We start from the raw sequence: 16,280 nt of genomic DNA, 5'->3' as shown, positions 1-16,280 counted from the left end.
ATATATGTCTAACAAACCATTGCTTAGCTTGATTATTGCCGTTTATAACGGCGAAAAATTTTTGGCTACTTTTTTCACCAGCATTGAGCAACAATCACTATCTAATTACGAATTAATTGTTGTCAATGATGGTTCTACCGACGTAAGCGCGAAAATTATTGCGACATGGCAATCAAAATTTGATGCTATGCAAGTTATTAATCAGTCTAACCAAGGCGTATCCGTGGCGCGCAACAGCGGAATGGCTGCAGCGACAGGGAAATATATCGTCTTTCCAGATATTGACGATAAGATTTATCCAGGCATTTATTTAACTCTACTGGATATGGCGGAAAAGGGGGCGTTAGATGTGGCTACCTGTAACGGACGTTACGTCTATCAGCATGGCAAAGCGAGACATTCGATATTTCCTCTTGAACGTCTGTATTCTACGCCAGTATTGCTTGGGCCCGTATGGCTAAAACAGGCGTTAGATCCGCGTAAATTTCTGCATGTTACCTGTCTTAATATCTATTGTCATGATTTTCTTACCGCGCATAATTTTATTTTTGAACCCGGGTTACGCCATCAGGATAACCTCTGGACCACAGGAATATTCCTGACATCAGCCTGCGTTCAGTATACCGATCAGATCTTTTATGATCATTATATTCATTCTGAATCTGTCTCGCACGAGCCTGATACTGATGAAACACTTATGTGCTCAGCTCGACCTTATATGAAAATCATTTATATGCTGGATCAGATAAACAGACGTCATATTGAGCAAACCCGCTCTATTCGCGCATGCCGCTGGCAAATTGCCAAAGAAGGTCCTGGGATTATCCATACCTTTGACAACATGCAAGAACACCACTACAAGCATTTGATTATTAAAGAATTTTTTGATAAAGCCAGCTGGAATCTTATTTGGCGTTATGCTCAGGACTTAAGATTGCGTTGGTGTCTGTCTCGCCGCTATCTTCGCCTGAGAAAGGCATTAATCCATTGAAAGATAAATACCAAAATTAACTTAAGACAGCAGCAACAAAAATAGTAGGCTACATGAAAGGAAAAATGAAGGACCCTTATGAAAAAGTTAGTTAAATGTATCTTTGCCGCGGCCTTCCTTGAAGCGTGGAAACTGACCGGCTTTCGCGTAAAGAAGATAAATAACGTTGCTGACTTCGGCAACCCTCAAAACATAGCCATTTTTTCAACCACAGCCTTGGGCGACTTTTTTTTCAATACCCCCGCCATCTATTTTATTAAATCCTACTGGCCACATGCGAAAATCACACTGGTTATCAACAAGCGCAATATGCAATTAGTTGATGGGAGTAGCTTGTTTGATAAAATTTTATTCTGGAACGGCAAAATTAATGGTCTGGCTCCCCTGATTTCAGAGTTAAAGAAACAGCATATTGATGCAACATTTCTTCTTCACTCCCGATCTCCTTACGATATTATCGCAGCTTCTCTGTCGCGCTCTCGTATTATTTTAAAAGATGTTTACTATAACGATTATCAAGGCAGGAAACATTTTTTCCTGGCTCGCTATCTGTCGTCCCATTTTGATAATCGACAGGAAGGAGCTATTCATTGCATTGAGCAGAAGACTAAACTGCTTGAATCTGTAGGCATTGAGGTGAAAAAACCTTATGAAATGCGTGTTCCATCTCCTTTCATTCCTTTCCCACGCGAAAAGATTACTATTGGTATACATGCTGGCGCTTCAGGCGAATCGCGCTGCTGGCCGACGGAAAAATTTGCACGCTTGATTGAATTGTTGCTGGAAAGTTACTCTCATATTGAGATAGAACTACTCGGTGGTCCAGGTGAAGCTGAACGCAACCAAAAAATTATTCAACAAGTTAATGTTCCCCATGATCGTATCACTAACCTGGCGGATAAAACCGGCTTGAAACAGTTAATAGAACGTATTGCTACTCAATCCTGTCTCATAGTAGGTGATACCGGTCCGCTACATATTGCGGTCGCATTAAAAACGCCTGTTGCTGCATTGTTTCCTGGCACGCTGTCAGCTATTGGTGGAAGACCATTGCAGGACCCAGAGCTGCATAGCGTATTGATTTCACCGGACGAAAACCAAGGTATTGCTGCTCTTACTGTCGACAGTGTTTTCTTAGCTGTACAGGAAAAGTTGCGTGATGATAATGATATGCGCTGATGAAAGTTTTAACGTTAAACAAGCCACAGCATTGCAACCTAGGCGATGCCGCACGTGCCAGAATAACGCCTTATACGCCACAGCGATTAGGTGCAGAACTGCACGCGCTTTATCTACAGCTGCTGGCGGGCGCGGCGGAAGAAAGATGAGTGCAGGCAAGTTATCTGCTAACATGCCGCATTCCGCATATTTTGCTTAAGTCTGACGCATCAGTGTCGTAAAGATCGGTATGACAACGATTTACACCGCCCTGCTTTACCTCATACAGCCTCTGATCTGGCTGCGCCTGTGGCTGCGCGGCCGCAAAGCACCTACCTATCGCAAACGCTGGGCGGAGCGCTACGGCTTTTGTGAAGGCAAAGTGAGCCCTGGCGGCATCCTGCTGCATTCGGTTTCAGTGGGGGAAACGCTGGCTGCCGTACCGCTGGTGCGGGCGCTGCGTCATCGTTACCCAACGCTGCCCATCACCGTCACCACCATGACGCCCACCGGCTCGGAACGTGCCCAATCCGCCTTTGGGAAAGATGTTCATCACGTCTATCTGCCTTACGATTTGCCCGACGCAATCAACCGTTTTCTCCATACTGTCGATCCCAGACTGGTCATCATTATGGAGACCGAACTATGGCCCAACTTTATTAAAGCGCTGCATGAACGTCAGGTGCCGCTGGTTATTGCGAATGCGCGTCTGTCGGCCCGTTCAGCGAAGGGCTACAAGAAGCTGGGGAAATTTATGCGCCAGCTGTTGCAGCGCATTACGCTTATCGCAGCGCAGAATGAAGAGGACGGCGCGCGCTTTGTCGAGCTGGGGCTGAAGCGGTCTCAGCTGGCAATTACCGGCAGCCTGAAATTTGATATTTCCGTTACGCCCGAACTGGCGGCACGCGCAGTTACGCTACGTCGCCAGTGGGCGCCCCGTCGCCCTGTGTGGATCGCCACCAGTACTCATGAAGGGGAAGAGGCGATCGTACTGGATGCGCATCGTCGCCTGCTGGCACATTTTCCCGATCTGCTCTTGATTCTGGTTCCGCGTCATCCGGAACGCTTTGATACCGCGCGGGAAATGACGCAGAAAAGCGGCTTCAGCTATACCTTGCGCAGCAGCGGCGAAATTCCTTCCAGCGGCACACAGGTGGTTATCGGCGATACCATGGGCGAGCTGATGTTACTGTACGGTATTGCCGATCTGGCCTTTGTTGGCGGCAGCCTGGTAGAGCGCGGCGGCCATAATCCTCTGGAGCCTGCGGCACATGCTATTCCGGTGCTGATGGGCCCGCACACATTTAATTTCAAAGATATCTGCAGCAAGCTGAAGCAGGCGGATGGTCTGATTACGGTAACCGATACCGCTACGCTGGTGCATGAAGTGGGTAATTTGCTGATTGATGATGATTATCGACGCTATCATGGTCGTCACGCTGTTGATGTACTGCATCAGAACCAGGGCGCGCTGCAACGCCTGCTGCAGTTGCTTGAACCTTATTTGCCGCCACGGAATCATTAAATGACCGTACGCCAACGCCTGTCAGTGGTCATGATCGTGAAAAACGAAGCGGAGCTGCTGCCGGATTGCCTGGCTTCAGTGAGCTGGGCCGATGAAATTATCCTGCTGGATTCCGGCAGTCAGGACGCCACGCCTGCCGTAGCGGAACAGTATGGCGCTAAGGTTTTTCGCTCCCAGGAGTGGCCCGGTTATGGCCAGCAGCGCCAGCGCGCGCAGGCATACGCCAGTGGTGAAATGATTTTGATGATTGATGCGGATGAGCGTGTCACGCCGGAACTGCGCGCTGAGATAGAACAGGTGCTGCAGGCTGCGCCGCAGCCGGATAAGGTTTACAGCCTTGGGCGACTGAACCTGTTTTTAGGACGCTTTATGCGTCACAGCGGCTGGTATCCCGATCGCGTGGTGCGTCTCTATCCACGTACCTATAGTTATAACGATCATCAGGTACATGAATCTCTGGAGACGGAGCAGGCGCAGGTTGTGCCGCTGGCGGGACATCTACAACATCTCACCTGTCGCGATTTTTGCGCCTTTCAGCGTAAACAACTCGCCTATGCGGAAGCCTGGGCGCTGCAGCGTCATCAGCAGGGTAAACGCTGCGGCATTTTCTCTGTGTTCAGCCATACGCTGGGCGCATTCTGCAAAACGCTGCTGCTGCGCGCCGGTTTCCTTGACGGAAGCCAGGGCTGGCTGCTGGCGGTAGTGAATGCGCAATACACCTTTAATAAGTACGCGGCGCTGTGGGCGCTGGGTCAGTCGACTAGCGGAGACAACAAATGAGTACCAGGGCTATCTATCCCGGCACCTTTGATCCTTTTACTCTGGGTCATCTGGATATTCTGAGCCGCGCAGCGCTGATGTTTGATCATATTATTCTGGCTATCGCCGCCAGCCCAGGCAAGAAACCGCTATTCAGCCTGGAAGAGCGCGTTGCGCTGGCGCAGCAGGCCACGGCCCATTTACCCAATGTGGAAGTCACCGGCTTTAGCGATCTGATGGCGAATTTCGCCCGCGATCGCCAGGCCAATGTTCTGGTGCGCGGCCTGCGGGCGGTATCTGATTTTGAATATGAAATGCAGCTGGCGCATATGAACCGCCACCTTCTCCCGACCCTGGAAAGCGTTTTTCTGATGCCTGCGGAAGAGTACTCTTTCATCTCTTCTTCGCTGGTAAAAGAAGTGGCCCGGCACGGCGGCGAAGTAAAAGCTTTTCTGCCAGAGTCAGTCTGGCAGGCGCTACTGGCAAAACTGGCCAGCTAAGTCGCCAGCGTTATTTCTGGCAGCTACGGCAGAAAAAGGTGCTGCGCTGCCCATGTTTAGCGCTTTCGATCGGCGTACCACATACGCGGCAAGGCTCACCGGCGCGGCCATAAACCTGTAGCTCCTGAGCAAAGTAACCTGGCTTGCCATCGCTCTGCAGAAAATCACGTAGCGTGGTGCCGCCCTGCTCAATTGAGCGCAGCAGTACTGCTTTAATCACCTTAACCAGCAGCGCGATCTCTTCATGATTCAGCGACATGGCTGGTCGATCGGGCAAGATCCCGGCGGCAAACAGCGACTCGCTGGCATAAATATTACCTACGCCCACCACCAGCTTATTATCCATCAGCCAGGGTTTGATAGCGGTACGTTTCCCGCGTGACTTTTCCAACAGATAGTCGGTATTAAACTGCTCGCTTAACGGCTCAGGACCCAGATGCGCCAGCACATTGCTCGCCTGCAAATCCTTACTCCACAGCCAGGCGCCAAAGCGGCGAGGATCGGTATAGCGCAGCACTTTACCATTGCTCATCACCAAATCGACATGATCGTGCTTTGCCGCAGGAATTGCCTCTGGCAGTACGCGCAGGCTGCCCGACATGCCAAGGTGAATAATAATCCAGCCTTCAGGCAGCTCCAGCAGCAGGTATTTTGCGCGACGCTGTACGCTCAGCACCGGCTGATCGCTCAATGCATGAATCTCCTGCGACACAGGCCAGCGTAAACGCGGATTACGCACCACCGCGTGCAGAATGGTTTCGCCTACCAGGTGCGGTTCAATGCCGCGACGGCTGGTTTCTACCTCAGGTAATTCAGGCATGACAGCTCCTCACGTTTTACGGTTTCATAAAAACAAAAAACCCGGCCGAAGCCGGGTTTTTCATGGAAGCTGCAATTATTTAATTTTAGCTTCTTTGTACATCACGTGCTGACGTACAACCGGATCGAACTTTTTCAGTTCCAGTTTTTCCGGCTTAGTACGTTTGTTCTTCGTGGTGGTATAGAAGTGACCTGTACCAGCAGAGGAAACCAGCTTGATCTTCTCACGAATACCTTTAGCCATGATTCAGTTCCTTAGTACTTCTCACCACGGGCACGCAGATCGGCCAGAACCGTATCGATGCCCTTCTTATCAATTACACGCATACCTTTAGCAGATACACGCAGAGTAACGAAACGTTTCTCGCTCTCAACCCAGAAACGGTGAGAGTGCAGGTTCGGCAGGAAACGGCGTTTCGTCGCGTTCATTGCGTGGGAACGGTTGTTACCGGTCACCGGACGCTTGCCAGTTACTTGGCAGACTCGTGACATGTCAATTCTCCAAAAATCAAATCAGCTCGAGCTTTAAAAATTAGGTCTTGGCCGCCTCGTCAGGCTTGTAGCCCATCCAGGCGAGTTCCATGTGAACCCGCTGAGCAGGCCTAAACGCCAAACCCGAGATTCTCAAAGGTGGCGTAGTATACGCCTTGTATTGCCAGCGCTCAAGTCCCGAACAGATAAAGATCCCTCTGGATCGCCGAAATAGCACAGAAAACAGGCATTTTTTGCTCTTAAAGCCAGCCGCGCTCGGCGAAAGAAACGTATTCTCCCCTGCCAATCACTAAATGGTCGAGCACACGAATATTCATCAGCAGGCAGGCTTGCTTTATACGCTGGGTAATATCCCGATCGGCGGCGCTTGGCTCGGCATGGCCAGACGGGTGATTGTGCGCCAGAATCAGCGCCGCGGCATTAAGTTTTAGCGCCACACGCACAATTTCACGTGGATGTACCTCTACGCTGGCGATGGTGCCGGTAAACATCTGCTGAGCCTGCAGCACCCGATGCTGATTATCGAGAAAGATAGCCATAAAAATTTCGCGCTCCTGATGTGCCAGCACGCTTTGCAGATACTGCTGCGTCAGTTGAGGATTCTCCAGTACGTTTTCCCGCGCCAGCTGCGCATGGAAAAAACGTCGACCCAGCTCTGCTACGGCATGCAGCTGTGCCAGTTTGGCATTTCCCACGCCTTTAATTGTATCGAATGCGCTTTTTTCAGCGCTCATTAGCAAATACAGAGAGCCAAACGTCGCCAGCAATTCATGCGCCAGGGCCATAACCGGCTTGCCGCATGTGCCGGTACGTAAAAAAATAGCCAGCAACTCCGCATCGCTTAGTGCTGATGCACCCATCTGCTCTAACTTCTCCCGGGGTTTTAACACGCGCCTCTCCTGCTGGCTGTTGTTACTATCTGGCCACTACTCTGCGCCTGCCAAAGCGATGCAGCCAGCGGCAGGATTTAACTTTTCGGGACAACTCGCAAAGGTGGCTGGATGCTAAACAGCATGGTCAACAGAATGTGTTAAAATCGCGCCATTGTGGCAGGCCTGGTTCGTCAAGAGGTCAATAAGGGCAGAAGCGAATATGATGGGATTAACCGGTAAACATATTGTATTGGGCGTCAGCGGCGGCATTGCGGCGTATAAAACGCCTGAACTGGTGCGGCGCTTGCGCGATCGCGGCGCGGAAGTTCGCGTGGTGATGACCGAGGCCGCTAAAGCCTTTATCACACCGCTGTCGCTTCAGGCGGTTTCCGGTTACCCGGTTTATGATGATCTGCTTGATCCGGCGGCAGAGGCCGCAATGGGTCATATTGAGCTGGGTAAATGGGCAGACCTGGTGATCCTGGCACCCGCTACGGCGGATTTAATTGCACGCGTAGCGGCAGGCATGGCTAACGATCTGGTTACCACGCTCTGCCTGGCCACCGCTGCACCTATTGCCGTGGTGCCCGCCATGAATCAGCAAATGTACCGCGCCCTGGCCACCCAGGAAAACTTGCAGCGCCTCGCGGGACGCGGTGTGTTGATCTGGGGGCCGGATAGCGGCAGCCAGGCGTGCGGCGATGTGGGGCCGGGCCGCATGCTCGACCCGCTGGCAATAGTTGACCGCGCGGTAGCCTGGTCAATGCCCGTCAACGATCTGCAACACCTTAATATTATGATTACCGCTGGCCCAACGCGCGAAGCGCTGGACCCGGTGCGTTATATCTCTAATCACAGCTCGGGTAAGATGGGCTTCGCTATTGCCGCCGCTGCGGCCGCGCGTGGCGCCAATGTTACCCTGGTCGCTGGTCCGGTCGCGATGGCGACGCCCGCAGGCGTAACGCGTATCGACGTTACCAGCGCGCTAGAGATGGAAAAGGCGGTAATGTTGCATATTACGCAGCAAGATATTTTCATTGGCAGCGCAGCCGTGGCAGACTACCGCGCAGCAGAGGTCGCGTCAGAAAAAATCAAAAAGCAGGGTGATGAAATTACGCTGAAAATGGTAAAAAACCCCGATATTGTCGCAGGCGTTGGCGCTATGCAGGAAGGACGCCCCTATGTTGTAGGGTTTGCTGCTGAAACCCGTAATGTGGAAGAATACGCTCAACAAAAACGTGTGCGGAAAAATCTGGACCTGATCTGCGCCAATGATGTATCCAAATCCGGGCAAGGTTTCAACAGCGATACTAATGCTCTTCACCTTTTCTGGCAGGAGGGAGAAAAAGTTTTGCCTCTCGCAGATAAAACTCTCCTTGGCCAGCAATTATTAGACGAGATTGTCAGCCGTTATGATGAAAAAAATCGACGTTAAGATTATTGATGCGCGCGTAGGTAAAGAATTCCCTCTGCCGACCTATGCCACTTCCGGCTCCGCAGGCCTGGATTTGCGCGCCTGTCTTGATGCCCCGCAGGAGTTGGCGCCCGGCGCCACAACGCTACTGCCAACCGGCCTGGCGATTCATATTGCCGATCCCTCTCTGGCCGCCGTTATTTTGCCGCGCTCAGGCCTGGGTCATAAGCATGGCATTGTACTGGGCAACCTGGTTGGGCTGATTGACTCTGATTATCAGGGGCAGCTAATGGTTTCCGTATGGAACCGCAGCCAGGAGAGCTTTACTGTCCAGCCTGGCGAGCGCATTGCTCAACTGGTTTTCGTGCCGGTCGTGCAGGCAGAATTTAATCTGGTTGAAGATTTTGATGCCAGCGCGCGTGGTGAAGGCGGTTTCGGTCACTCTGGCCGGAATTAAACGCACAGCAACACCCTCCGCAACCCGACTTGTTTATTTTTCAGCACCGTGAGATGCCTTCTCACGGATGTTGCGTGGGCCTTTGCCCGTTTATGATAAATCTCAGGGGTTTATAACGTCATGGCAGAAAAAAAGAGCGCGAAAAGGAATCGTCGCGATGAAATCCTGCAGGCTCTGGCGCAAATGCTGGAATCCAGCGACGGGAGTCAGCGTATTACTACCGCTAAGCTGGCCGCTACGGTAGGCGTCTCCGAAGCTGCGCTTTACCGTCATTTTCCCAGTAAAACGCGCATGTTTGATAGCCTGATCGAGTTTATTGAAGATAGCCTGATTACCCGCATCAACGCGATTCTGAAAGATGAAAAAGAGACCATGACGCGTTTGCGTATGATCGTGCAGCTAATTTTAGGTTTTGGCGAGCTTAACCCTGGTCTGACGCGTATTCTTACCGGTCATGCGCTGATGTTCGAACAGGATCGTTTGCAGGGCCGCATTAACCAGCTTTTCGAGCGTATCGAAGCGCAGTTGAGGCAGGTGATGCGCGAGCGCAAAATGCGTGAAGGGCAAGGCTTTGCCACCGACGAAACGCTGCTTGCCAGCCAACTGCTGGCTTTTTGTGAAGGTATGCTGTCGCGCTTTGTGCGCTCAGAGTTCCGCTATCTGCCTACACAGGAGTTTGACGTACGCTGGCCGCTGTTAGCAGCACAGCTGGTATAGCGCGAGTGCATAAATGTCGCCGGGTCAGCACAAGCCCGGCGACACAGTAGCATCTACGCTTAGATACCGTAGGTTTGACGATAGCTACGTACTGCAGCCAGATGGTCAGCCATTTCAGGCTTTTCTTCGAGATATTCGATCAAATCACTTAGGGTGATAATGGCGGTAACGTGGCATTGATAGTCGCGCTCTACTTCCTGAATCGCTGATATTTCACCACGCCCCCGCTCCTGACGATCCAGTGAAATCAACACGCCGGCCAGGCTGGCCCCGTTAGTCGCGATAATTTCCATTGATTCACGGATGGCAGTGCCAGCGGTGATGACATCATCGACCAGCATTACGCGTCCCTGTAACGGACTGCCTACTAACGTTCCGCCCTCGCCGTGATCTTTGGCTTCCTTACGGTTAAAGCAGTAAGGCACGTCGCGCTGGTGATGATCCGCGAGCGCAACGGCCGTGGTCGTGGCGATGGGAATGCCTTTGTAAGCCGGGCCAAACAGCAAATCGAAGTCGACGCCGGAATCAACCAGCGCCTGCGCGTAAAAGCGGCCCAACAGTGCCAAGTCGCGTCCGGTATTAAACAGGCCAGCATTAAAGAAGTAGGGGCTTTTACGTCCCGATTTCAGGGTAAATTCGCCAAACTTTAATACCTGCTTGTTTAATGCAAACTCAATAAACTCACGCTGCCAGGCTTTCATCTTTACTCTCCTCGAAATTTAACGATAAAAAAGGCGACTCTCTGGTCGCCTGAAATAATTAGTTGCTTAGCGCCGCCTTCTGCGCCTGAATCAAGGTATCGATGCCGTCTCGCGCTAACGCCAGCAGCGTCAGCAATTCTTCGTGGCTGAAAGGTTCGCCTTCGGCTGTGCCCTGAACTTCAATCATGCGGCCATCTTCCATCATCACCACATTCATATCGGTTTCAGCCGCAGAGTCTTCGACATATTCCAGATCGCACAGCGCTTCGCCGTTAACAATGCCAACGGAAATCGCCGCTACCATGCCTTTCATCGGATTTTTTGCCAGTTTGCCGGCAGCAACCAGCGCATTCAGTGCATCTGCTAACGCCACACAGGCACCGGTAATGGAAGCTGTACGGGTACCGCCATCAGCCTGCAGCACATCGCAATCAAGAGTAATGGTATATTCACCCAGTGCTTTGAGATCCACTGCGGCGCGCAGCGAGCGCGCAATCAGACGCTGGATCTCAAGCGTACGTCCACCCTGTTTACCTTTTGCGGCTTCACGCGCATTGCGGCTGTGGGTTGAACGCGGCAGCATGCCGTATTCGGCGGTAATCCAGCCCTGTCCCTGACCTTTAAGGAAGCGCGGCACGCCCTCTTCTACGGTCGCGTTACAAAGCACTTTGGTATCGCCGAATTCAACCAGTACAGAACCTTCTGCATGTTTGGTGTAGTGACGAGTCAGGGTAACGGGACGCACCTGCTGTGTGAGACGGCCTGCTGGACGCATGGTTTTTCTCCGGCTTGCTAATATTGGCTGCGCATTATACGGTTTTAGCGCTGCTCTGCCTACCGGCCCCGGGCAAGCTTCCGGCTTAATAATTATCACAGCCCGCTGTCAGTCCAGCGTTTTACGGAAGGATTTCAACGCAATTCCTACCACAATAAGCGTAAGCAGACCCAGCGGCAGCAGATCGGTAAGCAGATCGCTAAAGCCATAACCTTTCAACATAATTCCCTTAGTCAAACGAATAAAATAGGTTAAGGGAAGGCATGACCCTATCCATTGCGCCCAGAATGGCATGCTAATAAAAGGGCTAATGAAACCGGAAAGCATAACGGAAGGAATAAAATAGAAAGAGGACATCTGCAAAGCCTGAAGTTGGTTTTGCGCGAGGCTTGAGATAGTAATGCCAATCGACAGACAGAGAAAAACGTAGATAAAGAGCACAAAAAAAAGCAAAAGAACACTTCCCAGCAGCGGAATATCAAATAGATAAACGGCACAGAGCAGAATCAGCAATGACTGAAAAATGCCGATTAGAACATAGGGAATAATCTTACCGGTAATAATTTCAAAGCTGGTCAAAGGTGAAATAAGCAGGTTCTCAATAGCACCGTTTTCCCGCTCTCGGGTAATCGCCAGCGCGGTCATTAGCACCAGCGTTGTACTGAGTATCGAGCCGATGATACCGGGGATAGTATTATATTGCGTGATCCCTTCTGGATTAAACATACGATGAATAACTAATTCAATATCATCTGGCTTTAATTCATTACGCAGCGAAGGGGGAAGATCATGCTGAAACATTGTTATTGCCGCCTGCGTCACTGCACTTAACGCACTGCCGATGGTTAATGGATCGATAGCGTCGCCCTGTATCAGTATCTGCGGCTTTTCTCCCCGCAGCATTTTATGAGTGAATCCCTGTGGAATAGTGATTATAAATATAACATTGCCCCGAACAAATGCAGAACGCGCCTCTATCTCTGACTCAACCGGAATCATCGAAAAATAGCCTGTATTTTGTGCCGCAGAAACAAAAACCTGGCTCAATTGCTCTGTATCATAATTTAACAGTGCGGTGGGAATATTCCGCGCATCCATATTAACCGCATAGCCAAGAATCGTTAGCTGAAGCAGCGGTGTAATTACTACCATAGCCATACTGATTTTATCGCGTCGCAGCTCATGAATTTCTTTAATCACTACGCCTATCCAGCGTAAAAAGGAAAAATTAGTACTTATTGTTTTTAGCATTGTTTTTCATTAACCAGGTAAAGGCATCTTCCAGCGTCGTTTGCACTTTGCAAAACTCATAATCAGAAGCAACAGCGTGTGACAGTATTAGGTTTAATACCTTTTCATCTTTCGCCGTAACAAAGAGGCTATTACCGAAAATAACCGTTTGTTCAATACCTGGCATTTTCAGCAGCTCATTCTCCAGTTCCGTCAACCTTTTCCCGCTTATTTTGACCGTGGTTAAATTTTGCTGATGGATAATTGACCCAACGCTACCGTTAGCTAACAGATGCCCATAAGAAAGGTAGGCGACTTTATGGCATCGTTCAGCCTCATCCATATAATGCGTACTGACAAGGGTTGAGATACCCCGATCGGAAAGCTGATGAAGAATTTGCCAGAACTCGCGGCGCGCTTTGGGATCGACGCCGGCGGTGGGCTCATCCAGAAAAAGCAAAGCGGGATGATGCAGCGTGCAGGCAGCAAGTGCCAAACGCTGCTTCCAGCCGCCGGACAGAAATTTTGCCAACTGATGCTGGCGCGAGGTAAGCCCCAGCTCCTCTAATGTTTGATCCACACGCGCTTTACCCCGGGCCAGATTATAAATGCGCGTGATAAACAAAAGATTTTCCCGGATTGTTAAGTTGCCCCACATGGAAAAATGCTGGGTCATATAGCCGATATGATGTTTAATCTGTTCCCGCTGGGTAAATATATCCATGCCAAGGCAGTGGCCTTTCCCTGAATCAGGGGTAATCAGCCCGCACATCATACGTATTGATGTTGTTTTCCCGCTGCCGTTTGGCCCTAGAAAACCATATATTTCGCCTTTCCTGACCGTCAGTGAAAAATCTTTTACTACATGATTAGCGCCAAAATATTTGTTCAAATTACTGACTTCAATGCATACATCACTCATTAAAAACAACCTCTATATTTACAGGCTGTCCTGTTTTTATATAGGGAAGATCTTCTTTCACGGGAATGGCCTCAGCCATAAACAAAAGCGTCTCTCTGCGCTGAGTACTGTAAATAACGGGCGGGGAAAACTCTGCCTGAGAGCTAATATAGTTGATATGAGCTGATAACGTTTTGCTACAGCCGTCGCAGTAAATCTTTAGTTTCGTTCCACTATTTAATTCGCCCAGTCGATTTTCCGGCACATAAAAGCGCACCTTAATACTCTCAGGCGAGAGTAAACTCATAACGGGCTTACCCGCTGCAGGACGCTCTCCCGGCTGATAAAGAATGTCATAAACGGTCGCATTCTGCGGAGCAAACAGCGTTCTTTGTTGCAGATCCCAGCGTGCCTTATCGCGTTGTAATTTAGCCGACTCAACGCGCGATTTTTGATTATTAATTTCAGCCTGACGAGCAGGTAGCGCTTTTGCTTCCAGCTGGTATAGCAGCTCCTTAACCTGCGCTTTTTTTTGAACATACTCCTCTTTCGCGCGTTCCCATTCAGCAGTAGATATCATCTCTTCCGTATAAAGCCTCTGCTGCCTGTTAAATTGCCTCCTGGCCAGACTGGCAGCCGACTTTGCTTTCTCAAGCTGTGCATAGATGACTTTCAGGGCAGACTCCCGCTCGCCCGTTTCTAAATTGTGCAGCATCGCCTCTTCAGCGCGGACCTCTTCTTGCGCTATGCGAAGCGCATTTTCTGCTGGAAAATCAGCCAGATGCATTAATTTCTGACCTCTATTTACCGTTTGTCCTTTACTAACGAACAGCTCTTTTACTTCGCCGCTGAAAGGAAAAGAGAGATAAGTAAATTCTCCATAGGTATAGCCTGACAGAACAAAAGAGCTGGAATCCTTACATCCGAGTAACAAGAATAAATAACACAAAAAAACAACAAGCTTTTTCTTTATCATATTTATGATCCGGACACGCTATCGGGGAGAATAGCAAGTCTGTCTTAATGGCTTTTAAAAATTGGGGCAGAGTTTGATCGCATCCAAAACTTATCCTTACTAAAGATATATTTATTCTTGAATCAAATAACGCTTCCCATAGTTTTCCTTAAGCTTATTTATTTCACAGATATTTAGCCCAGCAATAGAATTAAAGCTTTCATCCTCAACAAAACATAATAATTTCGATCCGCCTGTGCTATACCACTTAGCCGCTTGCTTATAAGGCCAGGGAAGATCACAACCCTGCTCGCGCAACGTTGTATTAAGCTTTTTCCACTCCTCATTAAAGTTCTCACCGCTAAAAAAGTTAGCAATCTCCTCATCATCAACATTACTGTATTTCCGGGAAGGCGAACAAAAATCCTCATCTGAAGAGAGATAGCTTTGAAAGAAAGCCATCATCAGTTTTTTGGCATATTCTGGGAAATCTTGAGGGATAGTAAGGACACCCAGAAGGTACTTATAGTTTTTATGCTTTAACGCAACATGGAAGATGCCTTTCCAAAGCGCATCAAGAACATGGGTTTTTTGATATTGTTTTTGAATGAAACCCCGGCCAATTTCAATACTCTGACTCGCTATTAGTAAGAAGCTCTCTTTATAATTAAATAGTTCGTTACTATAGAGCCCTTTCAGTCCTTTTTTTGAAAGCTGCTCACCCGCCAGTACAAACCGATATGACCCAGCAATTTCTTGCTGTTCAGGATCCCAAACTATAATATGTTGATAATCCTTATCATAAACATCATTGTCATAACTATTCCCTGTTCCAGCCCCTATGTCACGGAAAGATATTTCTCGCAGGCGGCCCAACTCACGCAGAACAGGGGAATATTCCTCACCCTGATGGCGATACAGTAAAACGCTTTTCCCATCACGCAATGTTTTTAACACCTCACACTCTGTCAGCATCGCATTTAATCGTTGTTTGTTTACCGGAGCGGCAACCGGGGCGAGAACCGGCAAAGTGCCGGGAAGATTTTTGCCTGCTTTTTCGATGTGCTCCGGAAAGGATGCAGCAATAACTGCTGCAGACTCTCTATTAATGTCGAGCCTGGATACGTTTATCGGCTGAAGGATCTTTATTTGCAATGATTTACCTTTATGACGCAAGCATTCCCTGATAATCATCAAGTTAGAAAAAGGACGCCAGATCTTTGCCGTCATATAGTAGCGCCAGCTATTTAAGCCTTTGATGTTTACCGGAACTAAAATTGCATTATTTTTTTTCGCCAGGTGAAGGAAGACAGAGTTCCAGGGAGCTTCCTGTAGTCCTGATCTTTGTAAGCCAGCTAATCTGCCCGAAGGAAAAATAATCAGCACGCCGCCTTTTTTAAGATGCGTATTCATTTCGCGGTACTGACCTGCGCTCATTTTTCCCTGCATATTCCTGATGCCAATCGTAAGATCGCCTGTTTTTGGCAGCATATAGGTAAGCACATGATTAGCCACTATTTTAATATCGTGCCTTACGCTGGAAACAGCCACTATCAAACCCAGACCATCTATAACTGTAGGATGATTAGCCACGATAATAACAGGCCCTTTGCGGGGCAGGTTGTTATAGCCTTTCGGATCCACATCCAGATGAATACGTAGCCTCTCAGCTACGGCCACTAACCACTCGATGCCGTTTTTGCTTTCAGCCTCTTTTATGCAGCGATAAAGTATATCTTGACCCACGGCCCACTTTGCTAATTTACGCAGAATAAAAGATAATTTTTTCCCGGGGAAGAACTCCTTGAGAATACTATCAGTTACATCCATTGTATTGTTGTCTCCTTAACATCCCTTTCATTTATTCATCTAACTCCCTTCAATTCATTTAATAATAAATCTTTAACCTTATCTGCATCCAACAAATTATTAGCCATTACTTATTTATTATCAGAAAAATATCCTTGAAGAAAAATACTTTAATAAAAAATATTTTTAAATCATAAATTTATTA

19 protein-coding genes are annotated in these 16,280 nt (G+C 49.0%); 9 read left to right on the top strand and 10 right to left on the bottom strand.

Translation table 11 applies throughout. The annotated features are described in order from the left end of the window. Positions 1 to 4 precede the first annotated feature (4 nt). From ACQE3Z_RS18655 to coaD, 6 genes are all read left to right on the top strand, one after another. Complete coding sequence (locus ACQE3Z_RS18655) at positions 5 to 991, top strand: glycosyltransferase (protein WP_426974921.1); 987 nt, start codon at positions 5 to 7, stop codon at positions 989 to 991. A 78-nt stretch (positions 992 to 1,069) separates the two neighbouring features. After that, positions 1,070 to 2,170 (top strand): glycosyltransferase family 9 protein, encoded by a 1,101-nt coding sequence (locus ACQE3Z_RS18650; protein WP_426974920.1) that lies wholly within the window; start codon positions 1,070 to 1,072, stop codon positions 2,168 to 2,170. After that, a complete protein-coding gene (locus ACQE3Z_RS18645; RefSeq protein WP_426974919.1) occupies positions 2,170 to 2,319 on the top strand; it encodes a hypothetical protein in 150 nt (49 codons plus the stop codon). The genes ACQE3Z_RS18650 and ACQE3Z_RS18645 overlap by 1 nt, the downstream gene beginning before the upstream one ends. A gap of 80 nt (positions 2,320 to 2,399) precedes the next feature. Further along, complete coding sequence (waaA, locus tag ACQE3Z_RS18640) at positions 2,400 to 3,674, top strand: lipid IV(A) 3-deoxy-D-manno-octulosonic acid transferase (RefSeq protein WP_426974918.1); 1,275 nt, start codon at positions 2,400 to 2,402, stop codon at positions 3,672 to 3,674. Next, the gene (locus tag ACQE3Z_RS18635) at positions 3,675 to 4,454 is read left to right on the top strand and encodes a glycosyltransferase family 2 protein (RefSeq protein ID WP_426974917.1); all 780 of its coding nucleotides are present in this window, start codon (positions 3,675 to 3,677) and stop codon (positions 4,452 to 4,454) included. It abuts the gene before it with no gap. Beyond that, positions 4,451 to 4,933: a pantetheine-phosphate adenylyltransferase gene (gene coaD, locus ACQE3Z_RS18630; protein ID WP_250651213.1), complete on the top strand. Its 483-nt coding sequence runs from the start codon at positions 4,451 to 4,453 to the stop codon at positions 4,931 to 4,933. The genes ACQE3Z_RS18635 and coaD overlap by 4 nt, the downstream gene beginning before the upstream one ends. A gap of 10 nt (positions 4,934 to 4,943) precedes the next feature. Here coaD and mutM read toward each other — a convergent pair whose 3' ends face one another. The 4 genes from mutM to radC form a co-directional block, all read right to left on the bottom strand. Beyond that, positions 4,944 to 5,753 (bottom strand): bifunctional DNA-formamidopyrimidine glycosylase/DNA-(apurinic or apyrimidinic site) lyase, encoded by an 810-nt coding sequence (mutM, locus tag ACQE3Z_RS18625; protein ID WP_250651214.1) that lies wholly within the window; start codon positions 5,751 to 5,753, stop codon positions 4,944 to 4,946. 75 nt (positions 5,754 to 5,828) lie between these two features. After that, positions 5,829 to 5,996, bottom strand: coding sequence for a 50S ribosomal protein L33 (gene rpmG / locus ACQE3Z_RS18620; RefSeq protein WP_013094893.1), 168 nt, complete (start codon positions 5,994 to 5,996; stop codon positions 5,829 to 5,831). Between the two features lie 11 nt (positions 5,997 to 6,007). Next, the gene (rpmB, locus tag ACQE3Z_RS18615) at positions 6,008 to 6,244 is read right to left on the bottom strand and encodes a 50S ribosomal protein L28 (protein WP_038629143.1); all 237 of its coding nucleotides are present in this window, start codon (positions 6,242 to 6,244) and stop codon (positions 6,008 to 6,010) included. Positions 6,245 to 6,483: 239 nt separating this feature from the next. Then, the gene (radC, locus tag ACQE3Z_RS18610) at positions 6,484 to 7,134 is read right to left on the bottom strand and encodes a RadC family protein (protein WP_426974916.1); all 651 of its coding nucleotides are present in this window, start codon (positions 7,132 to 7,134) and stop codon (positions 6,484 to 6,486) included. Positions 7,135 to 7,336: 202 nt separating this feature from the next. On the opposite strand from radC, the gene coaBC reads away from it, so the two are divergent. The 3 genes from coaBC to slmA all read left to right on the top strand — a co-directional run bounded on the left by coaBC (position 7,337) and on the right by slmA (position 9,704). Next, positions 7,337 to 8,551: a bifunctional phosphopantothenoylcysteine decarboxylase/phosphopantothenate--cysteine ligase CoaBC gene (gene coaBC, locus ACQE3Z_RS18605; RefSeq protein WP_426974915.1), complete on the top strand. Its 1,215-nt coding sequence runs from the start codon at positions 7,337 to 7,339 to the stop codon at positions 8,549 to 8,551. Next, entirely contained in the window at positions 8,529 to 8,987 is a 459-nt protein-coding gene (gene dut / locus ACQE3Z_RS18600; protein ID WP_426974914.1) for a dUTP diphosphatase, read from the top strand. The genes coaBC and dut overlap by 23 nt, the downstream gene beginning before the upstream one ends. Before the next feature lie 120 nt (positions 8,988 to 9,107). Further along, a complete protein-coding gene (gene slmA, locus ACQE3Z_RS18595) occupies positions 9,108 to 9,704 on the top strand; it encodes a nucleoid occlusion factor SlmA (protein ID WP_085069285.1) in 597 nt (198 codons plus the stop codon). Between the two features lie 59 nt (positions 9,705 to 9,763). On the opposite strand, the gene pyrE is transcribed toward slmA, so the two are convergent. The 6 genes from pyrE to ACQE3Z_RS18565 form a co-directional block, all read right to left on the bottom strand. Then, complete coding sequence (gene pyrE, locus ACQE3Z_RS18590; RefSeq protein WP_426974913.1) at positions 9,764 to 10,405, bottom strand: orotate phosphoribosyltransferase; 642 nt, start codon at positions 10,403 to 10,405, stop codon at positions 9,764 to 9,766. Between the two features lie 58 nt (positions 10,406 to 10,463). Continuing rightward, complete coding sequence (gene rph / locus ACQE3Z_RS18585) at positions 10,464 to 11,180, bottom strand: ribonuclease PH (protein ID WP_085069282.1); 717 nt, start codon at positions 11,178 to 11,180, stop codon at positions 10,464 to 10,466. 108 nt (positions 11,181 to 11,288) lie between these two features. Continuing rightward, positions 11,289 to 12,431, bottom strand: coding sequence for an ABC transporter permease (locus tag ACQE3Z_RS18580; protein ID WP_426974912.1), 1,143 nt, complete (start codon positions 12,429 to 12,431; stop codon positions 11,289 to 11,291). Then, positions 12,409 to 13,332, bottom strand: a complete 924-nt coding sequence (locus tag ACQE3Z_RS18575) for an ABC transporter ATP-binding protein (protein WP_426974911.1) — start codon at positions 13,330 to 13,332, stop codon at positions 12,409 to 12,411. The genes ACQE3Z_RS18580 and ACQE3Z_RS18575 overlap by 23 nt, the downstream gene beginning before the upstream one ends. Further along, positions 13,325 to 14,287: an HlyD family secretion protein gene (locus ACQE3Z_RS18570; RefSeq protein ID WP_426974910.1), complete on the bottom strand. Its 963-nt coding sequence runs from the start codon at positions 14,285 to 14,287 to the stop codon at positions 13,325 to 13,327. Before ACQE3Z_RS18570 ends, ACQE3Z_RS18575 begins: the two co-directional genes overlap by 8 nt. Before the next feature lie 111 nt (positions 14,288 to 14,398). After that, the gene (locus tag ACQE3Z_RS18565; protein WP_426974909.1) at positions 14,399 to 16,096 is read right to left on the bottom strand and encodes a lysophospholipid acyltransferase family protein; all 1,698 of its coding nucleotides are present in this window, start codon (positions 16,094 to 16,096) and stop codon (positions 14,399 to 14,401) included. Between the last annotated feature and the right edge of the window lie 184 nt (positions 16,097 to 16,280).

This window comes from Pantoea sp. FN0307 (assembly GCF_050113815.1).
Taxonomy (GTDB): domain Bacteria; phylum Pseudomonadota; class Gammaproteobacteria; order Enterobacterales; family Enterobacteriaceae; genus Mixta; species Mixta alhagi.
The sequence above is the reverse complement of the archived record's forward strand: the minus strand, read 5'-3'. Positions and strand labels throughout refer to the sequence as shown.